Below are 15,663 nucleotides of genomic sequence, written 5' to 3' on the forward strand. Positions count from 1 at the left end.
CCGTGTCAGGTGCCGCCGTGGGACCTCGTCACTCTCAACGGGCGTGACGCCTGGTGCGCATGAGCACCACGAACCCGGCGATCAGCAGGACCGCGCCACCCGCGGCGGGCCAGAGCGAGGTGCCGGTCTCGGCGAGATCGCCGCCGACCGCCTGCGCCCGAGCACCGCCCGTGAGGGAGTCGGTGTCGCTCGTCGGGGGCTGGGTCTGCGCCGGGGTGCCGATGGCCTCCGCCTCGTCGTCGCCCGAGTCGTTTCCGGCGTCCGGCAGGCCGCTGGACTTCGGCGCCACCGTGCTGGACACGGTCGGCTCGTCGTCCTGGCCGGTGCCGGCGTCGCCGTCATCTCCCGTGCCCGCGCCGCCCTTTCCGCCGTCGGCGTCGCCGTCGTTCTTGCCGTCGTCGTTCTTGCCGTCGTCGGGCTGGTCGGTCTGCGGGGCGTCGGTCGTGGGGGCCTGCGTGGCGGGCGGCTCCGTCTGGTCGTCGCCGTTGCCACCACCGTTGCCGCCGTTGCCGCCGCCGTTGTCGGCCGGCGGGGTGGTGGGAGCCTCGGTCGGCTCCTCCTGGCCCCCGTCACCGCCCCCGTCGCCGCCCTCGTCGGCGCCGACACCGCACGTGCGGCCGGCGTTGATGCAGTCGACCATCTCGTTCATCAGCTTCTCGTCGAAGACGTTGATGAAGTCGCCGTGGTCGGTGACGGGCTTGTGCAGCTGCTCCGGGAAGGAGTCCACCGCGAACAGCGGGGTGGTCTTGCCGCCGTCCTGGAGGCTGGGCGCGTCGACGTCGTACACGATCCGCTGCACGAGCTGCGGGATGGCCTTGAAGCCGTTCGCGCAGCTGCCGTCGGCCGCGGCGAACGCCACATGGGTGCGGTGGTTGGCGCTGTCGATGTTCTGGCCGTCCCAGCAGCTCTGGAACTTGAAGGTGCGCACCACGTCACTGCCCTTCGGGCACAGCGGGTACTTGTCCTTCAGCTGCCGGTCCTCGAACCCGGTGCAGCTCCAGGAGGCGTTGGCGTTGGCCGGGCCGTTGACGAACGCCTTGGCGTCGCCGGTGATGATGCGCAGCAGGCGCGGCATCTCGGTGACCTTGCTCTGCGGGTTGCCCACGAAGTTCAGCGTCACCTCCTTGGCCCGGACGATCTCGCCGGCATTGCCCTCGATGCCGCCGCCGGGCTTGTTCGCGTCCTGCTCCTGCTTGCCGTTCTGCAGGCGCAGCACCGGCCAGTAGTACGTGGACTTGTCGCTCTGGTTCACGCAGCTGGTCTCGGCGTTGGCCAGGTCCTCGTCACTCGCGAAGGCCGAGTTGGACTGGTTGCCGATGTAGTCGTGGAAGTGGTGGGCGCCGTTGGAGACGCCGGGGGCCACGATCACGTTGTCCGAGTTGAACAGCCCGTTCTCGTTGACGCCGCAGCTGGTGGCGAAGGTCCCGCGGGAGCCGCCCTCGCGCACGGCGGGCTTGGAGACGTTGGGCTGGACGGACTTGATGTCCACGTAGTCCTCGGCGACAGGCCCGTTGCCGGCCTGACCGCCGTTGCCGTTCTGGCCGTTGTCGCCGTTCCCGGCGTTCTGGTCGCCGCCGCCGCCCTGCTGACCGCCCTGTCCGGCGTCGCCCTGGCCGTCGCCCGTGTCCTGGGTGCCCTCGCCCGCCTGGCCGGCGGGGGCGCTGCTCTCGGGGGCGCGCAGGGTGCAGGCGGCGAGGGCGTCCAGGCCCTCGGGCCGGTCGCCCTGGCGGTCCACGGCGATGGCGATCCGCTCGATCGTCGCGGCGCGCTTCTCCTTCAGCGGATTCATGATCGCGTTGTCGGCGAAGGCCGCGTCCTGCTCGATGGCCTGCCCCGCGTTCATCAGACGCTGGTAGGCATCGGCGATCTGCTGGTCTAGGAGGGCGAGTTCCTTGGCGACGTCCTCCTTCGCCCCCTCCGGCACGTTGGTCAGCTTGGTGCCGACGTCGGGGCAGTCGATCGTGCCGGCCGGGGTGGACAGCGTCTGGGCGGGGTCGGTTCCGCCCTCCTCGGTGGCCGAGGCATAGACGTTGGCCGCGACGAGGCCGCCACCACCCAACATCAGCGCGACCGCTGCAAAGGTCGCGCGCCGTGCGCCCGTGGGGCGTCTCCGCGTGCTGCGTCCCAAGGAATTACTCCATCGCCTCGTGATCGGTCAGGGCATGAAAATCCCCCTGCTCTCATACGGAGGCGATCCCAGGTGTGTTCAACCGCATCGGAAATTCTCACAAGTTTCTCAGTGCCCGACGGTTTGAAACGCTCCTGCCTGCGTCAACACACGTGGATCGAGGGTGCGTCGGTCAAGGCATGAGGCCCGCGGCGAGCGTGGCGCCGAGCTCCCAGCACGCCTCGATGTCGCTCTTGGCGGGCTCGCCCGTCACCGTCACCGGCCGGATCGCGGGCTGCCAGCCGAGTCCGGTCGTGATGGTGGTGACGGCGCGCAGGGCCCCGGTGACGTCGCTGCCGCCGTGCACGTAGTGCCCGAACGGACGGCCGCGGGTGGCGTCGAGGCACGGGTAGTAGATCTGGTCGAAGAAGTGCTTCAGGGCACCGGAGATATAGCCGAGGTTGGCGGGTGTGCCCAGGAGGTAGGCGTCGGCGGCGAGCACGTCGGAGGCGGTGGCGGACAGCGCCGGGCGGCGCACGACGTCGACGCCCTCGATCTCCGGCGCGGTGGCACCGGTGACGACGGCCTCCAGCAGGGCCTGGCAGTTGGGCGACGGCGTGTGATGGACGATCAGCAAGGTGGGCACGACCGCACCCTGCCCCCGGGGTGCCGGTCCGCGCAAGCGCCGCGCCCGTGCCGGGCGGCGGTCAGCCGGCGGTGGCGTGCACGCGCGCGATGGCCGAGGACAGCTCCGCCCGTAGCGCGGCGGGCAGGGGGGTGCCGCCCTGGGCGGACTCGACGAGGTCCTCGGCGAGGGTGTGCGGCTCGGCGCCGCCGTGCTCGGCGGCCGAGACGAGCACCGCCCAGGCGTCCTGGGGGCCCAGGCCGTAGTAGGCCATGAGGATGCCCCGTGCGAGGTCGACGGTGGGCCGTGTGCGCATGACCTGCCGCAGTTCGGCGAGTTCGGCCCGCAGGTCCCGGTCGGTCCGGTCCGGCATCTCCCCGTCCTGGCCCTGCCGGCCGGTGGCGTCGGCGCCCTCCGGGTCCGGGCCGGTGAGGAGGTCGCGGGTGCCGGTCAGGGCGAGCAGCCGGTCGACCATGGGGCTGCCGCCGAGGAGCGCGACGGTCTTGCCGTCGGCCAGGGCCTGCCGGCGCGCCGCCAGGAGGATGTTGAGCGCGGCGCAGTCGCAGAAGGTGACGCCGCGCAGGTCGACGTCGACACCGCGCACCGAGCGGTGCAGGGCCTCGCACAGGATCCGGTCGAACCGGTCCCCCGTGTCGAGGTCCAGCTCGCCGCGGACGACCACCTTCGTGCGGTCGCCCGCCGGGCACAGGGCCGCCACCAGGGGAAGCGGCGGATTCACCACCGGTGCCCCCGTCGGCGCGGGGTCGCCTGCGGCAGAAAGGTGTACCGACGCGAGCTCGGGCATGTCCGCCTCTCTCTCAGATCTCCCCGTCCCGCGTACAGCTTGAACCCGAACGGCGGTACACGTCAACTGATGCATGAAACACAGTACGTGTTTTGGTATACGTGAATGGTCAGTCGTATGCTAGGGCCATGGATGCAGTCCCTGAGCCGCACACCGGGTGGACGTTCCTCACCAACCACGCACGCGTGCTGGCGACGATCGCCGACAATCCGGATGTACGGATCCGGCACATCGCGGCGCACTGCCTGCTCACCGAACGCGCTGTCCAGAAGATCATCTCGGAGCTGGAGCGGGACGGTTATCTGTCCCACAAGCGCGAGGGTCGCACCAACACCTACCGGATCGAGCCGGGCAAGCTGCTGCGGCACCCCGCCGAGGCGGGGCTGCCGGTGGCGGCCCTGATCGGCCTGCTCGTCCAGGACCAGGCACAGCGCGACACCGCGTCCGAGCGGCTGCGGGCGACGCGCTCGCCCATCCAGGTGGAGAGCTCGCCCGTCCGGACCGAGAGCGCCTGACAGACGACAGGGGGAGCCCGGCGGCCCCTCAGCAGAGGACGCGCAGGGCGCCCGGCAGGACCCTGACGGTGACCGGGAGCGTGGCGTCCACCTCGCCGTCCGCGCCGTAGGGCACGTCCCGGTCGGCGGTGATCCTTATCTCCTTGCCCCGCAGGATCTCCACCTCGGGACGGCGCACGTGCGCGCCCGTCCTGAGCTCGTTCATCAGGGCGAAGAACAGCCGGCGCGGCGCCTCGCGGATCATCACGACGTCGAGGAGTCCGTCGTCGACGCGCGCGTCCGGGGCGATGCGGCGGCCGGAGCCGTAGTAGCCGGAATTGGCGGCCACCACGGTGTAGCCGACGTGCTGGTGCTCGCGGCCGTCGACGGTGACCCGGTAGCGGGCGGGGCGCCAGGTCGTGACGGCGCGCAGGCCGCCCGCGTAGTAGGAAGCGGCGCCGCGCAGCAGGGTGGCGTGGTTGGCGTGCCGGTTGGCGAGCGCGTCCACCCCGGCGTACACGCTGCCGAGGACGACCGTGCGCGGGTGCACGGCCGACTCGACCTCGATGGTGTCGACCGCGCGGGGCTCGTGGTCCAGCAGCACCCGGGCGAGCGCCTCCGGCTCCGTGGGCAGGCCGAGGGCACGGGCGAAGTCGTTGCCCCGGCCGGCGGGGACGAGTCCGAGCAGGGCGTCGGTACCGCTGAGGGCGCCGCCGACGCCGCCGGCCATGCCGTCGCCGCCCACGGCGAGCACCACCCGCCCGCGCTCCCCGGCGTCCCGGGCCAGTTCCTGGGCGTGCGCCAGGCTGCGGCTGTACAGGGTCTCCAGGCCGGCCCCGGCCTCCCGCAGCGGCCGGGCCACGTCCAGCAGCGCGGCAGCCGCGGCGGACCCGCCCGCCGTGGGGTTGACGATGGCGGTGAACTGTCGCATCGGTGTGCCTTTCGGGCCGGCGGTCAGGAGCCGCCAGAGGCGGGAGGTGGAGGGGAATGTACCGGGGTGGTGCGCGGGCGCGTCAGTCGAGGGGCAGCAGGACGCCCGGGTTGAGCAGGCCCGACGGGTCCAGCCGGCGCTTGACGGCACGCAGCGCCTCGACGCCGAGGACCCCGGCCTCACGGACGTACCAGTCGCGGTGGTCCGTCCCCACACCGTGGTGGTGGGTGATCGTGCCGCCGGCCGCGAGGATCGCGTCGTTGGCGGCGCGCTTGGCCCGGTCCCAATGGGCCACGGGGTCGTCGCCCTGCGCCGAGACGACGGTGAAGTACAGGGAGGCGCCGTTCTCGTACACGTGGGAGATGTGGCACATCACCAGCGGCGGGGTGCCGGCCCCGGTGAGCGTGCCGGTGAGGGCGTCGCGGACGGCGGCGTGGAGGCCGGGGAGGGACGACCAGAACGTGGCCGTCTCCAGCGTCTCGGCGAAGGCCCCGGCGTCCAGCAGGGAGTCCCGCAGATAAGGGGCGGAGTAGCGGCCGTGCGCCCAGCGCCGGCCCGGCTCCTCGCCGAGGGGTGTGCCGCCGCAGGCGCGCAGTACGGCCGCGGCCTGCTCGCGCCGGTGGGCGGTGTCCTCCTCGGTGCCCTCGTAGCCGGTGATCGCCAGGCAGCCCGCGTCCTGCGGGAGGGAGCCGCCGATCGCGTCGGGCTGGGCGAGGCCGACCAGGGTCTCGGTCTCGTCCGACAGCCGCAGCACGGTCGGGCGCGGGCCGTCCTGCGCGAGGCGGCGCAGCGCCGCGGCGCCGTCCTCGAAGGAGGCGAACCGCCAGCCCTCGTACACGCGGGCCTGCGGGACGGGCCGGATCCGGACGGTCACGGACGTGATGACGCCGAACGCGCCCTCCGAGCCGAGCAGGAGCTGGCGCAGGTCGGGGCCGGCCGCCGAGCGCGGGGCGCGGCCGGTGTCGAGGGTGCCCTCGGGGGTGGCCGCGGTCAGGCCGAGGACCATCTCGTCGAAGCGCCCGTAACCGGCGGACGCTTGGCCGCTGGAGCGGGTGGCGGCGAAGCCGCCGATGGTGGCCCACTCGTAGGACTGGGGGAAGTGGCCCAGTGTGAAGCCGTGTTCGGCGAGCAGCGCCTCGGCCTGCGGGGCGCGCAGGCCGGGTTGCAGGGTGGCGGTGCGCGAGACCGGGTCGAGGGCGAGCATCCGGTCCATGCGGCGCAGGTCTAGGGCGACGAAGGGACGCCGGCGGGCGGGCGCGAGGCCGCCGACGACGGAGGTGCCGCCGCCGAACGGCACGACGGGCAGGCGGTGTTCGGCGCAGGCCCGCAGGACCGCGACCACCTCGTCGTGATCGGCGGGCAGCACGACGGCGGCGGGGATGTCCCCGTCGACCTGGCCGTCGCGGATGCGCAGCAGGTCGGGGGTGGACTTGCCCCGGGTGTGCCGGACGCGCGTCTCGGCGTCGGTGCGGACGTGCTCCGCGCCGCCGGCCGCGGTCGCCAGGGCCTGGAGCGCGGCGGGTTCGAGCCCCGGCTCGGGCACGGCGATGTCCGCGAGGGCGACCGGCGCGGTGCCGCGCGGCTTGACGCCGAGCAGGTCGCGCAGCAGCCCGGTCACGGTCTCGGGCAGTGGCGCCGCTTTGGCGGGGTCGCCCCAGCCACTCCACAGCATGTCCATCGGCTGTCGTCCTCACGGGTCGAGTCGGGCGATGCCGTGTCCCGGACGGCCTCGCAGGCGTTACACTGTGACACATGACGCCTATTCGTCACAACCAGTCGGACGGTGACGCGGTCCTCGACGCGGTGCGGGACTGCGTCCTCGCCGTCGGAGTCCGCCGTACGACGATGACCGACGTGGCCCGCCGCGCCGGGGTCTCCCGGATGACGCTGTACCGGCGCTGGCCCGACGTGCGCTCCCTGGTCGGGGACCTGATGACCCGCGAGTGGGTCGCGGCCGCCACCGGCGCCATGCCCGAACGGCGGCCCGGGACCCCCACCCGCGACGTGATCGCCGACGGGCTGGTCGCCGGAGTGGCCGCGTTCCGCGCGCACCCGCTCTTCCGCAAGATCGTCGACGTCGATCCGGAACTGCTCCTGCCGTACGTCCTCGACCGGCGCGGCGCGAGCCAGGAGGCGCTGCTCGCCCAGCTCGCCGGCGTGCTGCGCGAGGGCCACGCCGACGGGTCGGTGCGGCAGGGGCACGTCGAACGGCAGGCACGGGCCCTGCTGCTGATCGTGCAGTCCTTCGCCCTGTCCCTGCGGACCATGACCGACGCGGACGACCCCGAGCTGAACGGCGACGCCTTCCTGGCGGAGCTGCGCGGCATCCTCGAGAGGACCCTGACGCCATGAGCACCGTCACTCCCCCGCCCGGCGCGGCGTCGCTGTCCGCCGCCCGGCGCACCCGCGAACTCGCCGCGACCGTCGGCGGCCCGGCCGTCGACGTCCTGGTCGTCGGGCTCGGCGCGACCGGCGCGGGCGCCGCCCTGGACGCCGCCTCCCGCGGTCTCACGGTCGCCGCGATCGACGCGCACGACCTCGCCTTCGGAACCTCGCGTTTCAGCAGCAAGCTCATCCACGGCGGGCTGCGCTATCTCGCCTCCGGCCAGTTCGACGTCGCCCACGAGAGCGCGGTCGAGCGCGGGGTGCTGATGGAGCGCACGGCACCGCACCTGGTGCGGGCCCAGCCCTTCGTGCTGCCCCTGACCCCGCTGGTCTCCCGCACCCAGTCCGCGCTGGCCTGGGCCGGCTTCCGGGCCGGCGACACGCTGCGCCTCGCGGCGCGCACCGCCCGCACCACCCTGCCCGCCCCGCGCCGCCTCTCCGCGGTCGAGACCCGGCACCTCGCCCCCGCGCTGCGCACCCAGGGCCTGCGCGGCGGTCTGCTCTCCTGGGACGGCCGCCTCACCGACGACGCCCGGCTGGTCACCGCCGTGGCCCGCACCGCCGCCGGGCACGGCGCCCGCGTCCTGACCCGGGTCCGGGCCCTGGAGCTCGGCGCGTCCGGAGCCCGCGTCCGAGACGAACTGACCGGCGAGGAGGGCGAGATCAGGGCCCGCGTCGTCATCAACGCCACCGGCGTCTGGGCGGACGGCCTGGTGGAGGGCATCCGCATCCGCCCCTCACGCGGCACGCACCTCGTGCTGCGCTCCGACCGCCTGGGCCCGCTGCCGGCCGGGCTGCACGTGCCCGTCCCCGGCGCGGCCAACCGCTTCGTGCTGGTCCTGCCGCAGGGCGACGGCCGCGTGTACGTCGGCCTCACCGACGAACCCGTCGAGGGCCCCGTCCCCGACGTCCCCGAGGTGCCGGAGACCGACATCGGCTTCCTGCTCGACGTGCTCGGCTCCGTCCTCGACACGCCGGTCGGACGCGAGGACGTCGTCGGCGCGTTCGCCGGACTGCGCCCGCTGCTCGACACCGCCGCCGAGGGCGGCTCCGGAGCCGCCCGCAGCGCCGACGTCTCCCGCCGGCACGCGGTCCTCACCTCGTCCGAGGGCGTGATCACGGTGGTCGGCGGCAAGCTCACCACCTACCGGCGGATGGCCGAGGACGCCGTCGACGCCGCCGTGGCCACCGGCCGGGTCGGCGCCGGGCCCTCCCCCACCGCCTCGCTCCCGCTCGTCGGGGCCGCCTCGCCCACCGCCCTCGCGGCCGTCAGGGCACCGCGCCGCCTCGTCCAGCGCTACGGCACCGAGGCCGCGGCCGTCGCGGCGGCGGGCGCCCGGAACCCGCGGCTGAACGAGCCGGTGCTGCCCGGGCACCCGGTCACGGCCGCCGAACTGCTGTGGGCGGTACGCCACGAGGGCGCTCTGGACGCGTCCGACCTGCTCGACCGGCGCACCCGCATCGGCCTGGTCCCGGCCGACCGGACGGCCGCCCTGGACGCCGTGCGCGAGGCCTTGGGCGAGGAGGCCCCGGCAGGGGCCGGCGAGGGCTGACCCCCGGCGGGGGCGGTAGCGGCGGAACGGCCGGCCTCAGCGGCGCCGGAACCTCCACACATGGTCGTCCCGGTGACCCTCCACGCCCTCGGGGGACCTGTGCGGGCCGCGTACCGTCTCCCGGGTCAGGACCGTCCACTCCGCCCCGGGCAGTGCCAGGTCCTCGTCGACGCTGTCCAAGGTCGGGAAGTCCGCCTCGAAGGGCGGCTCGGTCTGCCAGGACGGCCAGCCCGCGTGCAGGACGATCAGCAGGGTGCCGCCGGGCGCCACGGCGCCGGCCGCCCGCCGCAGGACGAGGCGCTGGTCGAGCGGGACCGGCGACTGCAGGAACTGCGCGTTGACCAGGTCGAACGTGCCGCGCGGGAACGTCTCCCCGAGGACGTGCCGCTCCCACGCCGTACGGTCGGCCACCCCGGCGTCGGCGGCGTGTCCGGCGGCCCGCTCCAGGGCCGTACGGGAGATGTCGACGCCGGTCACCCGCCAGCCGTGCGAGGCCAGCCACACCGCGTCGGCGCCCTCGCCGCAGCCGAGGTCGAGCGCGGTGCCCGGGGTCAGTCCCTCGGTCTCGCGGACGAGGAGGGTGTTGGGGCGGCCGCTCCACAGCGGGCCGCCGTCGCGGTACCGGGCCTCCCAGAACTCGGCGGCCTCCACGGCGTTCGTCTCGGTCACGGGTGCCTCCCGGTGCGTAGGAAAGGGGCGCGGTCGCGCTCCTCAAGCCTGCGGGGGCGGATTCCTGGCTGACAAACACCCTTGCCGTTTCGGCAAATCGGGGTGGGCGGGGACCTCCTACGGCGCCTCCAGCCAGAATCCCGCCCGGGCCCGCCAGAGGTCGAGGAGTGCCGTGTCGCCCCGCGTCGTCACGGCCGGTGCGGGCCGCCGGTAGAAGTACAGGAGGAGGTCGGCCACCGGGCCGCGCGCGATCGCCACGGGGGCGCCGGACCCGGCCCGCAGGAGGGGCCGTCCGCCGGTGAGGTCGACGTGCCAGGTCCCCGCGTCGGTGGCCTCGAAGCGCAAGAGGCGGCCGGGGCCGAGCAGTTCGGGCAGGTCCGGCCGGGGCGCGTACGCCTCGGGGAACGTGGAGAACTCCAGCCACTCCTCCACCGCGTCGGCGGCGAGGCCGGCGTCGAGTGTGAACGGCGCCCCGGTCGCCAGCGCCGCGTCGGCCCGGTGCACGGCGGTCTCGTACGCCATCCGCCGGGCCCAGAACCGTACGGGCGCCGGCCGGTCCGCGGACGGGTTCCACGCGAGGGCGCAGGGTCCCGCGGCGCGCAGGGTCGCGCTCAGGCGCGCCGCGCCCTCGGTGAGCCACGGCAGCAGGGTGGACGTGTCCGCCCGCGAGTCGGCGCGGGGGTCGTCGACCAGGGCGTCCGCGACGGGTTCGGCGGCCCGCGTCCGTACGATCTCCTCGGCCCACCGGTGGGCGCCGCCGACGTGCCGCAGCAGTTGCCCGAGGGACCAGCCGGGGCACGTGTGCACCGGGGCGGAGAGGTCGGCGCCGCGCACGTGGGCGGTGAGCCGTTCGGTCTGCGTGACGATCTCGTCGCAGTGGTGCTCGAAGGCGGGCGGGGTCATCGCCTCATGATGCCGCAGGGCCGCCGGGCCGCCCGTCCGGCGGCTCGGCTACGGTGAGCCGGCTGATCAGGAGCGGGTGGGGAGAGACCATGCGGGTGCGGGCGGGACGAATGCGGCGCGGGGTGGCCGGGGCGGCCTTGCTGGGCGCGGTGCTGACGGGCTGTTCGGGAGGCTCCGGCGAGGAGCCGGTGAGCCGGGCGAGCGCGTCGGCCGAGGCGTCCGGCGCCGGGTCGGCGGCGGCGAGGCGCGGCGGGAGCATCGGCGCCGCCGGGTCGGCCTGCGAACTCCCGGTGACCTTCGACACCGCCGCGTCCTGGAAGCCGAAGGCCGTCGACACGGAGCCCGCCGGAGGCGACGACGAACTGGCCCGGGAGCTCGCCGACGCCCTGCTGCACCAGGGGCCGGTCACCGCGGCCTGTGAGATCGACGCCAAGCCGGCCGGGAACATCGGTTTCCTGCGGGTGTGGACGGGCGAGCCGGGCGATGCCGACGCGCGCACCGTCCTGAAGGAGTTCGTCGCCGCCGAGAAGGGCGCCGAGCAGGCGAAGTACCGCACCTTCGAGACGGCTGACGGGGTCACCGGCGCCGAGGTGACGTACCGGTACACCAGTGAGGCCCTGGACGAGACGAAGGAGGAGCGGGCGCTGGCCGTCACCACGCGGCGCGGCCCGGTCGTCCTCCACCTCGGCGGACTGGACACGGAGGAGCACCGGGCGATGCTGCCGGCCTACGAGCTGGCCAAGCGGACCCTGCGCGTCGGCTGACCGGCGGTGCCCCCGCGCCCGTTCAGCTGCCGCCCGTGAGGAAGCGGTCGAGGACGGCGGTCAGTTCGGCCGGCTTCTCCAGGGGCAGTTCGTGACCGGCGTCCAGCACCCGGACCACCGCGTCCGGGTACGCCGTGGCCAGGCGCAGCATCGGCGCGAGCGGCAGCTGGGCGTCGTGGTAGCCGTGCACCATCAGGGTCGGCGCCTGGATCGTGCCGAGCCGGTCGGAGACGTCGAAGGCGCGCATGGCGTCGTACAGCGTCATGACGACCTCGCGGGGGGTGCCGGCGGAGGCGCGGATGTACGCGCGGACCTCCTCGCGCGGGTAGCCGGGGGCGAAGGCGCGCTGGATGTTCGCCGCGACGAACAGCTTGAACGGCACGAGGGTCGAGGCCGCCATCAGCAGGGCGCGGCCGCGGCTGTAGGCCATCTTGCCGATGGAGTTGACCAGCACCATGCGTTCCACGCGCTCCGGGTGCGACAGCGCGATGGTCTGGGCGATCATGCCGCCCATCGAGTGGCCGACGATCACGAACCGCTCGATCTTCAGATGGTCCAGGAGGGCGAGGACGTCGGCGGCGAGGTCGTCGATGCGGCGCGCTCCCGCCCCGGTGCTCTCGCCGTGTCCGCGCAGGTCGAGCCGGACGACCCGGCGCGTCTGCGAGAAGTGGGCCGTCTGGTGGTCCCAGCGGTGCCGGTTCGCCGTCCAGCCGTGGACGAACACCAGGGGCACCCCCTCGCCGTCGCGGGGGCCCTCGTCGTCGTACGTGAGGGTGGCGCCGTCGACTTCGAGCTGCGGCATGGAGGGCCTCCTGGGAGCGAGCCGGTTACTGACCGGTACGGTATCCGGCCGTGCGGCCCGCCGTCACCGGCGTTCGCCGAGGAAGTCCAGGATGTGACCGAACACGTCGAGGGCCGCTCCCCGCCCGAGGAACGTGTCCAGGTGCCCGTAGCCCGGGATCTCGGTGTAGCGCACGTCCAGCTCGGGCCGGCGGCGGGCCAGCACGTCGTGGCACAGCTTCTGCGAGTCGAGCCACAGCCCGTTCTCGCTGCCGGACAGGAGCAGCACCGGGGTGTCGATGCGGTCGGCGGCGTCCAGGGCGTTCTGCGGCAGGGCGCGGTAGCGGTGGTCGGTGTCGTGCCAGCGGACGACCGTACGGGCCAGTTCGATCCGGCGCAGGTGCGGCAGGATCCACAGCGGGGCGGGGCCGAGGAGTTCGGCCAGCCGGTCGTGCGTGGCGGCGGACAGGTGCTCGTGGACGAACAGGGAGGCGCCGGTGCCCCAGGCCGAGTGGTGCAGGATCTGGCAGGTGGGGTCGGGGCAGTCCGCCCCGCGCGAGGCCAGCGCGAACAGCGGGGTGTACTTCGACCACAGGCCGACCTTGCGGAAGTCGACCGGGATGTGGTCGACACGGGACTTCAGCAGCTCGCCCGCCAGGGTCATCCGCACAGAGGTGCGGCCCGCGAGCTTCGGCGTGAGGAAGACGCCCTGGGACACCACCCCGGCCAGCCCGGGCACCAGACCTGCCGTCATGCTCAGCGACAGCGTGAGGGAGCCGATGCAGTGGGCGACCACGAAGAGCGGCCGGTCACCGATCCGCGTCCGGATGTGGGAGACGGCCGCGGGGATGTCGTGCAGCGCGACGTCGTCGTACGTGTAGCGGCCGCCGGTCTCGTTGTACGGCAGCCGGCAGCTGCCCCGCCAGTCCAGCAGCCAGGGCTCGTAGCCGTCGTCCAGCAGGACGTCGACCAGATTGCGGGTCTCCGGCAGCAGGAACATGTCGGCGGAGGCGGTGTGCCCGTGCAGCAGCAGCACGGCGGGCCGGCCGCGCTCGCCGCGGTCCACGCGGGTCAGGCCCAGGCGCACCCCGTCACCGGCCCGCAGCGGGATCTCCTCGACGGCGGCCGGGTCGAGGCGGTGCCGCAGGGGCCGGGGCGTCACGGTGCTGCGGACCCTGCGCAGGGCCGGCCGGGTCGTGCGGGAGGCGGTCGTGCGGAAGATCATCGGTGGTTCTCCGTGGGGTTCGGGGTGCGGCGCAGGTCGAGCAGGTCCGCGGCGGCCCGGGCGAAGGGACCGGCCAGGCCCCGGCTCATCTCCAGCCCGAACCAGGCGAGCCAGGTGAGCTTGGCGGCGCGCTTCTCCCGGCCGGTGAGGCGCGGGTCCACCCGGATGCCGTCGATCTGGTCGCGGACGTAGGTGCCGGCGGGGACGACGACCTCGCCCGCCAGGCTCGCGGGTTCGCCCTCCCGGCCCAGTTCCACCGTCAGGGTCCGGGTCTGCCGCCACAGGTCGCGGCGCGCGCGGGCGTACTTGTGCCCCTCCAGCCACCAGCGGCCCCCGTCGGCGTCGGTCAGCTCCAGGCGGTAGCGCAGCAGCGGGTGGCGCAGGCCGTGGCGGTGCGGGATGCCCTCCTCGGGGCGGACCCAGACGTCGCCGCGGGCCACGGTGAGCGGCGCGGAGTGCGCGGCCGGGCAGATGACCTCGCCGCGGACGTCGACGCGCCGCTCCGTCACCAGCTGGTGCATGCTCGCCACGGACAGGGTCAGGGCCATCGAGCAGGGCCCGTCGGGGGCGGCCCCCACCGGGCCGACGCCGCCCTCGGTGGTCTCGGAGAACCACAGGTAGGGCTGGTCGTCCTTGTGCGGCAGCCGGGCCAGGCCGTCACCGGCGAGGCGTTCGAACGTCTTCAGCTGCGCCCGGGCGTCGTAGCGGGCGGCGGGCGGCAGGCCGAGCGCGTCGACAAGCGCGTCGGTGCGGTCGGCCGTGGCCGCCGGGCCCGTCAGGGTGGCCTCGCACAGCTTCAGGGCGGTCGGGCTGCGCAGCACCCGGGTCAGGAAGCCGAGCGCGGGGACGGGCTCGGCCTCCAGACGGGCGAGCGTGTCGGCGCGCCACTCCTCCCAGTCCCGCACGCGCACGTGCATCCCGCCGAACGCCATGTCACGCACGACGTCGTCGAGCGTGTTGGGGACGCCGGTGAGGTGGTAGTCGAATCCCCAGGCGTCGGGTTCGCAGATCGCGGCGACCGCGACCCGGCTGACCCAGTCGACCGGGGCGGCGTTGAGGTGCCGGAAGGCGGGGACCGAGCGGTAGCGGGCGAACGCCGACAGCAGGCCGCTGCTGAGGTCCTGGGCGTTGTAGGCACCGGTCCTCGTGTGCCCGCCGATCCCGCCGGGCCGCAGGGCCGTGACGACCAGGCCGTGGTCGCGGGCGCGGCGCAGGGCGACCTCGGCGGCCCACTTGGACTGGTCGTAGCCGGCGACGAGGCGGTCGATGTGCGCGAGCGGGTCGTCCTCGCCCATGGAGGGGATGCCGACCTCGTTGAAGACGGCGACGGAGGAGATGTGGTGCAGCGGCTTCGGGCGGCCGGTCGCGGCGAGTTCGGCCAGCGTGAGCGCGCCGAGCACGTTGCTCGCCCGCAGCGACGGGTAGCCGCGCAGGAAGTCCACGGCGGCGGCGACCGAGACGACGCTGTCCAGCTCCCCGGCGAGGCGGTCCCACAGGTCGTGGGACAGGCCCAGGCGGGGTTCGCGGATGTCGCCGGGGACGACGGTGACACGTCGGCGGACCTCCGACGACCAGGGCAGCGCGTAGCCCTTGAGCGCCTCGCCCAGCCGGGCCAGGGCCGCCTCCTCGCCGGCGGCACGGACCAGGCAGTACACATGGGCGTCGCTGTGCCGCAGCAGGTCCAGGAGCATATGGCTGCCGAGGAACCCGGTGGCACCGGTCAGCAGGACCCGGCGGGGCGGGGTGGGTTCGGGCGCCCCGACGAACGGCAGCCGGTCGGCCAGGGAGAGGTCGGCGAGGATCTGCGCCAGGTCCTCGGGCCGGGCAACCGCGTCGGAGAGGCCGGCGGGAGACGGTACGGGGAGGGCGGGTGCCCGCGGTGCGGGGACGAGGAGTCCCGGCGCGGCGGTCCCGGCCTCGGTCGTCGCGTGGGGGGCGGGCTCTTCCACGACCGCCACGACCCCTGTGCCCCCGGCCGCGCGCCGGACCAGGCTGGCGGGCCGCGCGTCGGCGAACACCTCGTCCAGTTCGATCGTCAGGCCCAGGTCCGCCTCCAGTGCGGCGACCAGTTCGACCGCGTGGACGGAGGTGCCGCCGGCGTCGAAGAAGTCGGCGTCCGGCGGCAGATGACCGGCGGGGACGTAGCGGCCTGCCAGGGCGGCTACGGCAAGGACGAGGGCGGCCTCGTCGCGGGGCGCGGCGCAGGGTTCGGGGCCTGCGGGCGCCGCCGGGTGCGGCTGCCGCGCCTCCGGCGGCGGCTCGGTCCCGGGCGCGACCCTGGCCAGCAGGTCGGTCACCGAGAGGCCGATGCCGCCCCGCTCGATCGCCTCGGCGGTCGCCCGCCGGTCGGCGGGCACCGGCCCGTTGTCGTTCACCTCACGCACCGAAGTTCACCTCACGCATGGAAGCCCTTCACAAGTCG

Annotated in this window: 14 protein-coding genes; 4 read left to right on the forward strand and 10 right to left on the reverse strand. The window is 74.4% G+C overall.

Going from position 1 to position 15,663, the window contains the following annotated elements; all coding sequences use genetic code 11:
* Positions 1–34: 34 nt before the first annotated feature.
* From ABZ899_RS31475 to ABZ899_RS31485, 3 genes are all read right to left on the reverse strand, one after another.
* Positions 35–2,062 (reverse strand): DUF1996 domain-containing protein, encoded by a 2,028-nt coding sequence (locus tag ABZ899_RS31475; protein ID WP_361352865.1) that lies wholly within the window; start codon positions 2,060–2,062, stop codon positions 35–37.
* Between the two features lie 238 nt (positions 2,063–2,300).
* Positions 2,301–2,753, reverse strand: coding sequence for an NAD(P)H-dependent oxidoreductase (locus ABZ899_RS31480; RefSeq protein ID WP_361352747.1), 453 nt, complete (start codon positions 2,751–2,753; stop codon positions 2,301–2,303).
* 61 nt (positions 2,754–2,814) lie between these two features.
* A complete protein-coding gene (locus ABZ899_RS31485) occupies positions 2,815–3,474 on the reverse strand; it encodes an STAS domain-containing protein (RefSeq protein WP_361352750.1) in 660 nt (219 codons plus the stop codon).
* Between the two features lie 191 nt (positions 3,475–3,665).
* Between ABZ899_RS31485 and ABZ899_RS31490 the strand changes: the two genes are divergently transcribed.
* Positions 3,666–4,052 carry a helix-turn-helix domain-containing protein gene (locus ABZ899_RS31490; RefSeq protein ID WP_361352753.1) on the forward strand — a complete coding sequence of 129 codons (387 nt, stop codon included), beginning with the start codon at positions 3,666–3,668 and terminating at the stop codon, positions 4,050–4,052.
* A gap of 28 nt (positions 4,053–4,080) precedes the next feature.
* Here ABZ899_RS31490 and ABZ899_RS31495 read toward each other — a convergent pair whose 3' ends face one another.
* Both ABZ899_RS31495 and ABZ899_RS31500 read right to left on the reverse strand, forming a co-directional pair.
* Positions 4,081–4,962, reverse strand: coding sequence for a YegS/Rv2252/BmrU family lipid kinase (locus ABZ899_RS31495; RefSeq protein WP_361352756.1), 882 nt, complete (start codon positions 4,960–4,962; stop codon positions 4,081–4,083).
* 82 nt (positions 4,963–5,044) lie between these two features.
* Positions 5,045–6,640, reverse strand: coding sequence for an FAD-binding oxidoreductase (locus tag ABZ899_RS31500; RefSeq protein ID WP_361352758.1), 1,596 nt, complete (start codon positions 6,638–6,640; stop codon positions 5,045–5,047).
* Between the two features lie 74 nt (positions 6,641–6,714).
* On the opposite strand from ABZ899_RS31500, the gene ABZ899_RS31505 reads away from it, so the two are divergent.
* Positions 6,715–7,314, forward strand: a complete 600-nt coding sequence (locus ABZ899_RS31505; RefSeq protein WP_361352761.1) for a TetR/AcrR family transcriptional regulator — start codon at positions 6,715–6,717, stop codon at positions 7,312–7,314.
* Positions 7,311–8,900, forward strand: coding sequence for a glycerol-3-phosphate dehydrogenase/oxidase (locus ABZ899_RS31510; protein WP_361352764.1), 1,590 nt, complete (start codon positions 7,311–7,313; stop codon positions 8,898–8,900). Before ABZ899_RS31505 ends, ABZ899_RS31510 begins: the two co-directional genes overlap by 4 nt.
* 36 nt (positions 8,901–8,936) lie before the next feature.
* On the opposite strand, the gene ABZ899_RS31515 is transcribed toward ABZ899_RS31510, so the two are convergent.
* Both ABZ899_RS31515 and ABZ899_RS31520 read right to left on the reverse strand, forming a co-directional pair.
* The gene (locus ABZ899_RS31515; RefSeq protein ID WP_361352767.1) at positions 8,937–9,569 is read right to left on the reverse strand and encodes a class I SAM-dependent methyltransferase; all 633 of its coding nucleotides are present in this window, start codon (positions 9,567–9,569) and stop codon (positions 8,937–8,939) included.
* Positions 9,570–9,686: 117 nt separating this feature from the next.
* Positions 9,687–10,472 (reverse strand): maleylpyruvate isomerase family mycothiol-dependent enzyme, encoded by a 786-nt coding sequence (locus ABZ899_RS31520; protein ID WP_361352770.1) that lies wholly within the window; start codon positions 10,470–10,472, stop codon positions 9,687–9,689.
* A gap of 89 nt (positions 10,473–10,561) precedes the next feature.
* On the opposite strand from ABZ899_RS31520, the gene ABZ899_RS31525 reads away from it, so the two are divergent.
* The gene (locus tag ABZ899_RS31525; protein WP_361352773.1) at positions 10,562–11,236 is read left to right on the forward strand and encodes a lipoprotein; all 675 of its coding nucleotides are present in this window, start codon (positions 10,562–10,564) and stop codon (positions 11,234–11,236) included.
* A gap of 22 nt (positions 11,237–11,258) precedes the next feature.
* On the opposite strand, the gene ABZ899_RS31530 is transcribed toward ABZ899_RS31525, so the two are convergent.
* The 3 genes from ABZ899_RS31530 to ABZ899_RS31540 form a co-directional block, all read right to left on the reverse strand.
* Positions 11,259–12,038, reverse strand: coding sequence for an alpha/beta fold hydrolase (locus ABZ899_RS31530; RefSeq protein ID WP_361352776.1), 780 nt, complete (start codon positions 12,036–12,038; stop codon positions 11,259–11,261).
* A 63-nt stretch (positions 12,039–12,101) separates the two neighbouring features.
* Complete coding sequence (locus ABZ899_RS31535; RefSeq protein ID WP_361352779.1) at positions 12,102–13,241, reverse strand: alpha/beta fold hydrolase; 1,140 nt, start codon at positions 13,239–13,241, stop codon at positions 12,102–12,104.
* A complete protein-coding gene (locus ABZ899_RS31540; protein WP_361352782.1) occupies positions 13,238–15,625 on the reverse strand; it encodes a thioester reductase domain-containing protein in 2,388 nt (795 codons plus the stop codon). The genes ABZ899_RS31535 and ABZ899_RS31540 overlap by 4 nt, the downstream gene beginning before the upstream one ends.
* Positions 15,626–15,663 lie beyond the last annotated feature (38 nt).

Source organism: Streptomyces sp. NPDC046859 (genome assembly GCF_040645135.1).
Taxonomy (GTDB): Bacteria; Actinomycetota; Actinomycetes; order Streptomycetales; family Streptomycetaceae; genus Streptomyces.

Coding starts and splice junctions, on each gene's coding strand:
- ABZ899_RS31535 (WP_361352779.1), bottom strand. CDS start 13,241: ATGATCTTCCGCACGACCGCCTCCCGCACGACCCGGCCGGCCCTGCGC.
- ABZ899_RS31520 (WP_361352770.1), bottom strand. CDS start 10,472: ATGACCCCGCCCGCCTTCGAGCACCACTGCGACGAGATCGTCACGCAG.
- ABZ899_RS31490 (WP_361352753.1), top strand. CDS start 3,666: ATGGATGCAGTCCCTGAGCCGCACACCGGGTGGACGTTCCTCACCAAC.
- ABZ899_RS31530 (WP_361352776.1), bottom strand. CDS start 12,038: ATGCCGCAGCTCGAAGTCGACGGCGCCACCCTCACGTACGACGACGAG.
- ABZ899_RS31475 (WP_361352865.1), bottom strand. CDS start 2,062: ATGTTGGGTGGTGGCGGCCTCGTCGCGGCCAACGTCTATGCCTCGGCC.
- ABZ899_RS31500 (WP_361352758.1), bottom strand. CDS start 6,640: ATGGACATGCTGTGGAGTGGCTGGGGCGACCCCGCCAAAGCGGCGCCA.
- ABZ899_RS31495 (WP_361352756.1), bottom strand. CDS start 4,962: ATGCGACAGTTCACCGCCATCGTCAACCCCACGGCGGGCGGGTCCGCC.
- ABZ899_RS31525 (WP_361352773.1), top strand. CDS start 10,562: ATGCGGGTGCGGGCGGGACGAATGCGGCGCGGGGTGGCCGGGGCGGCC.
- ABZ899_RS31510 (WP_361352764.1), top strand. CDS start 7,311: ATGAGCACCGTCACTCCCCCGCCCGGCGCGGCGTCGCTGTCCGCCGCC.
- ABZ899_RS31505 (WP_361352761.1), top strand. CDS start 6,715: ATGACGCCTATTCGTCACAACCAGTCGGACGGTGACGCGGTCCTCGAC.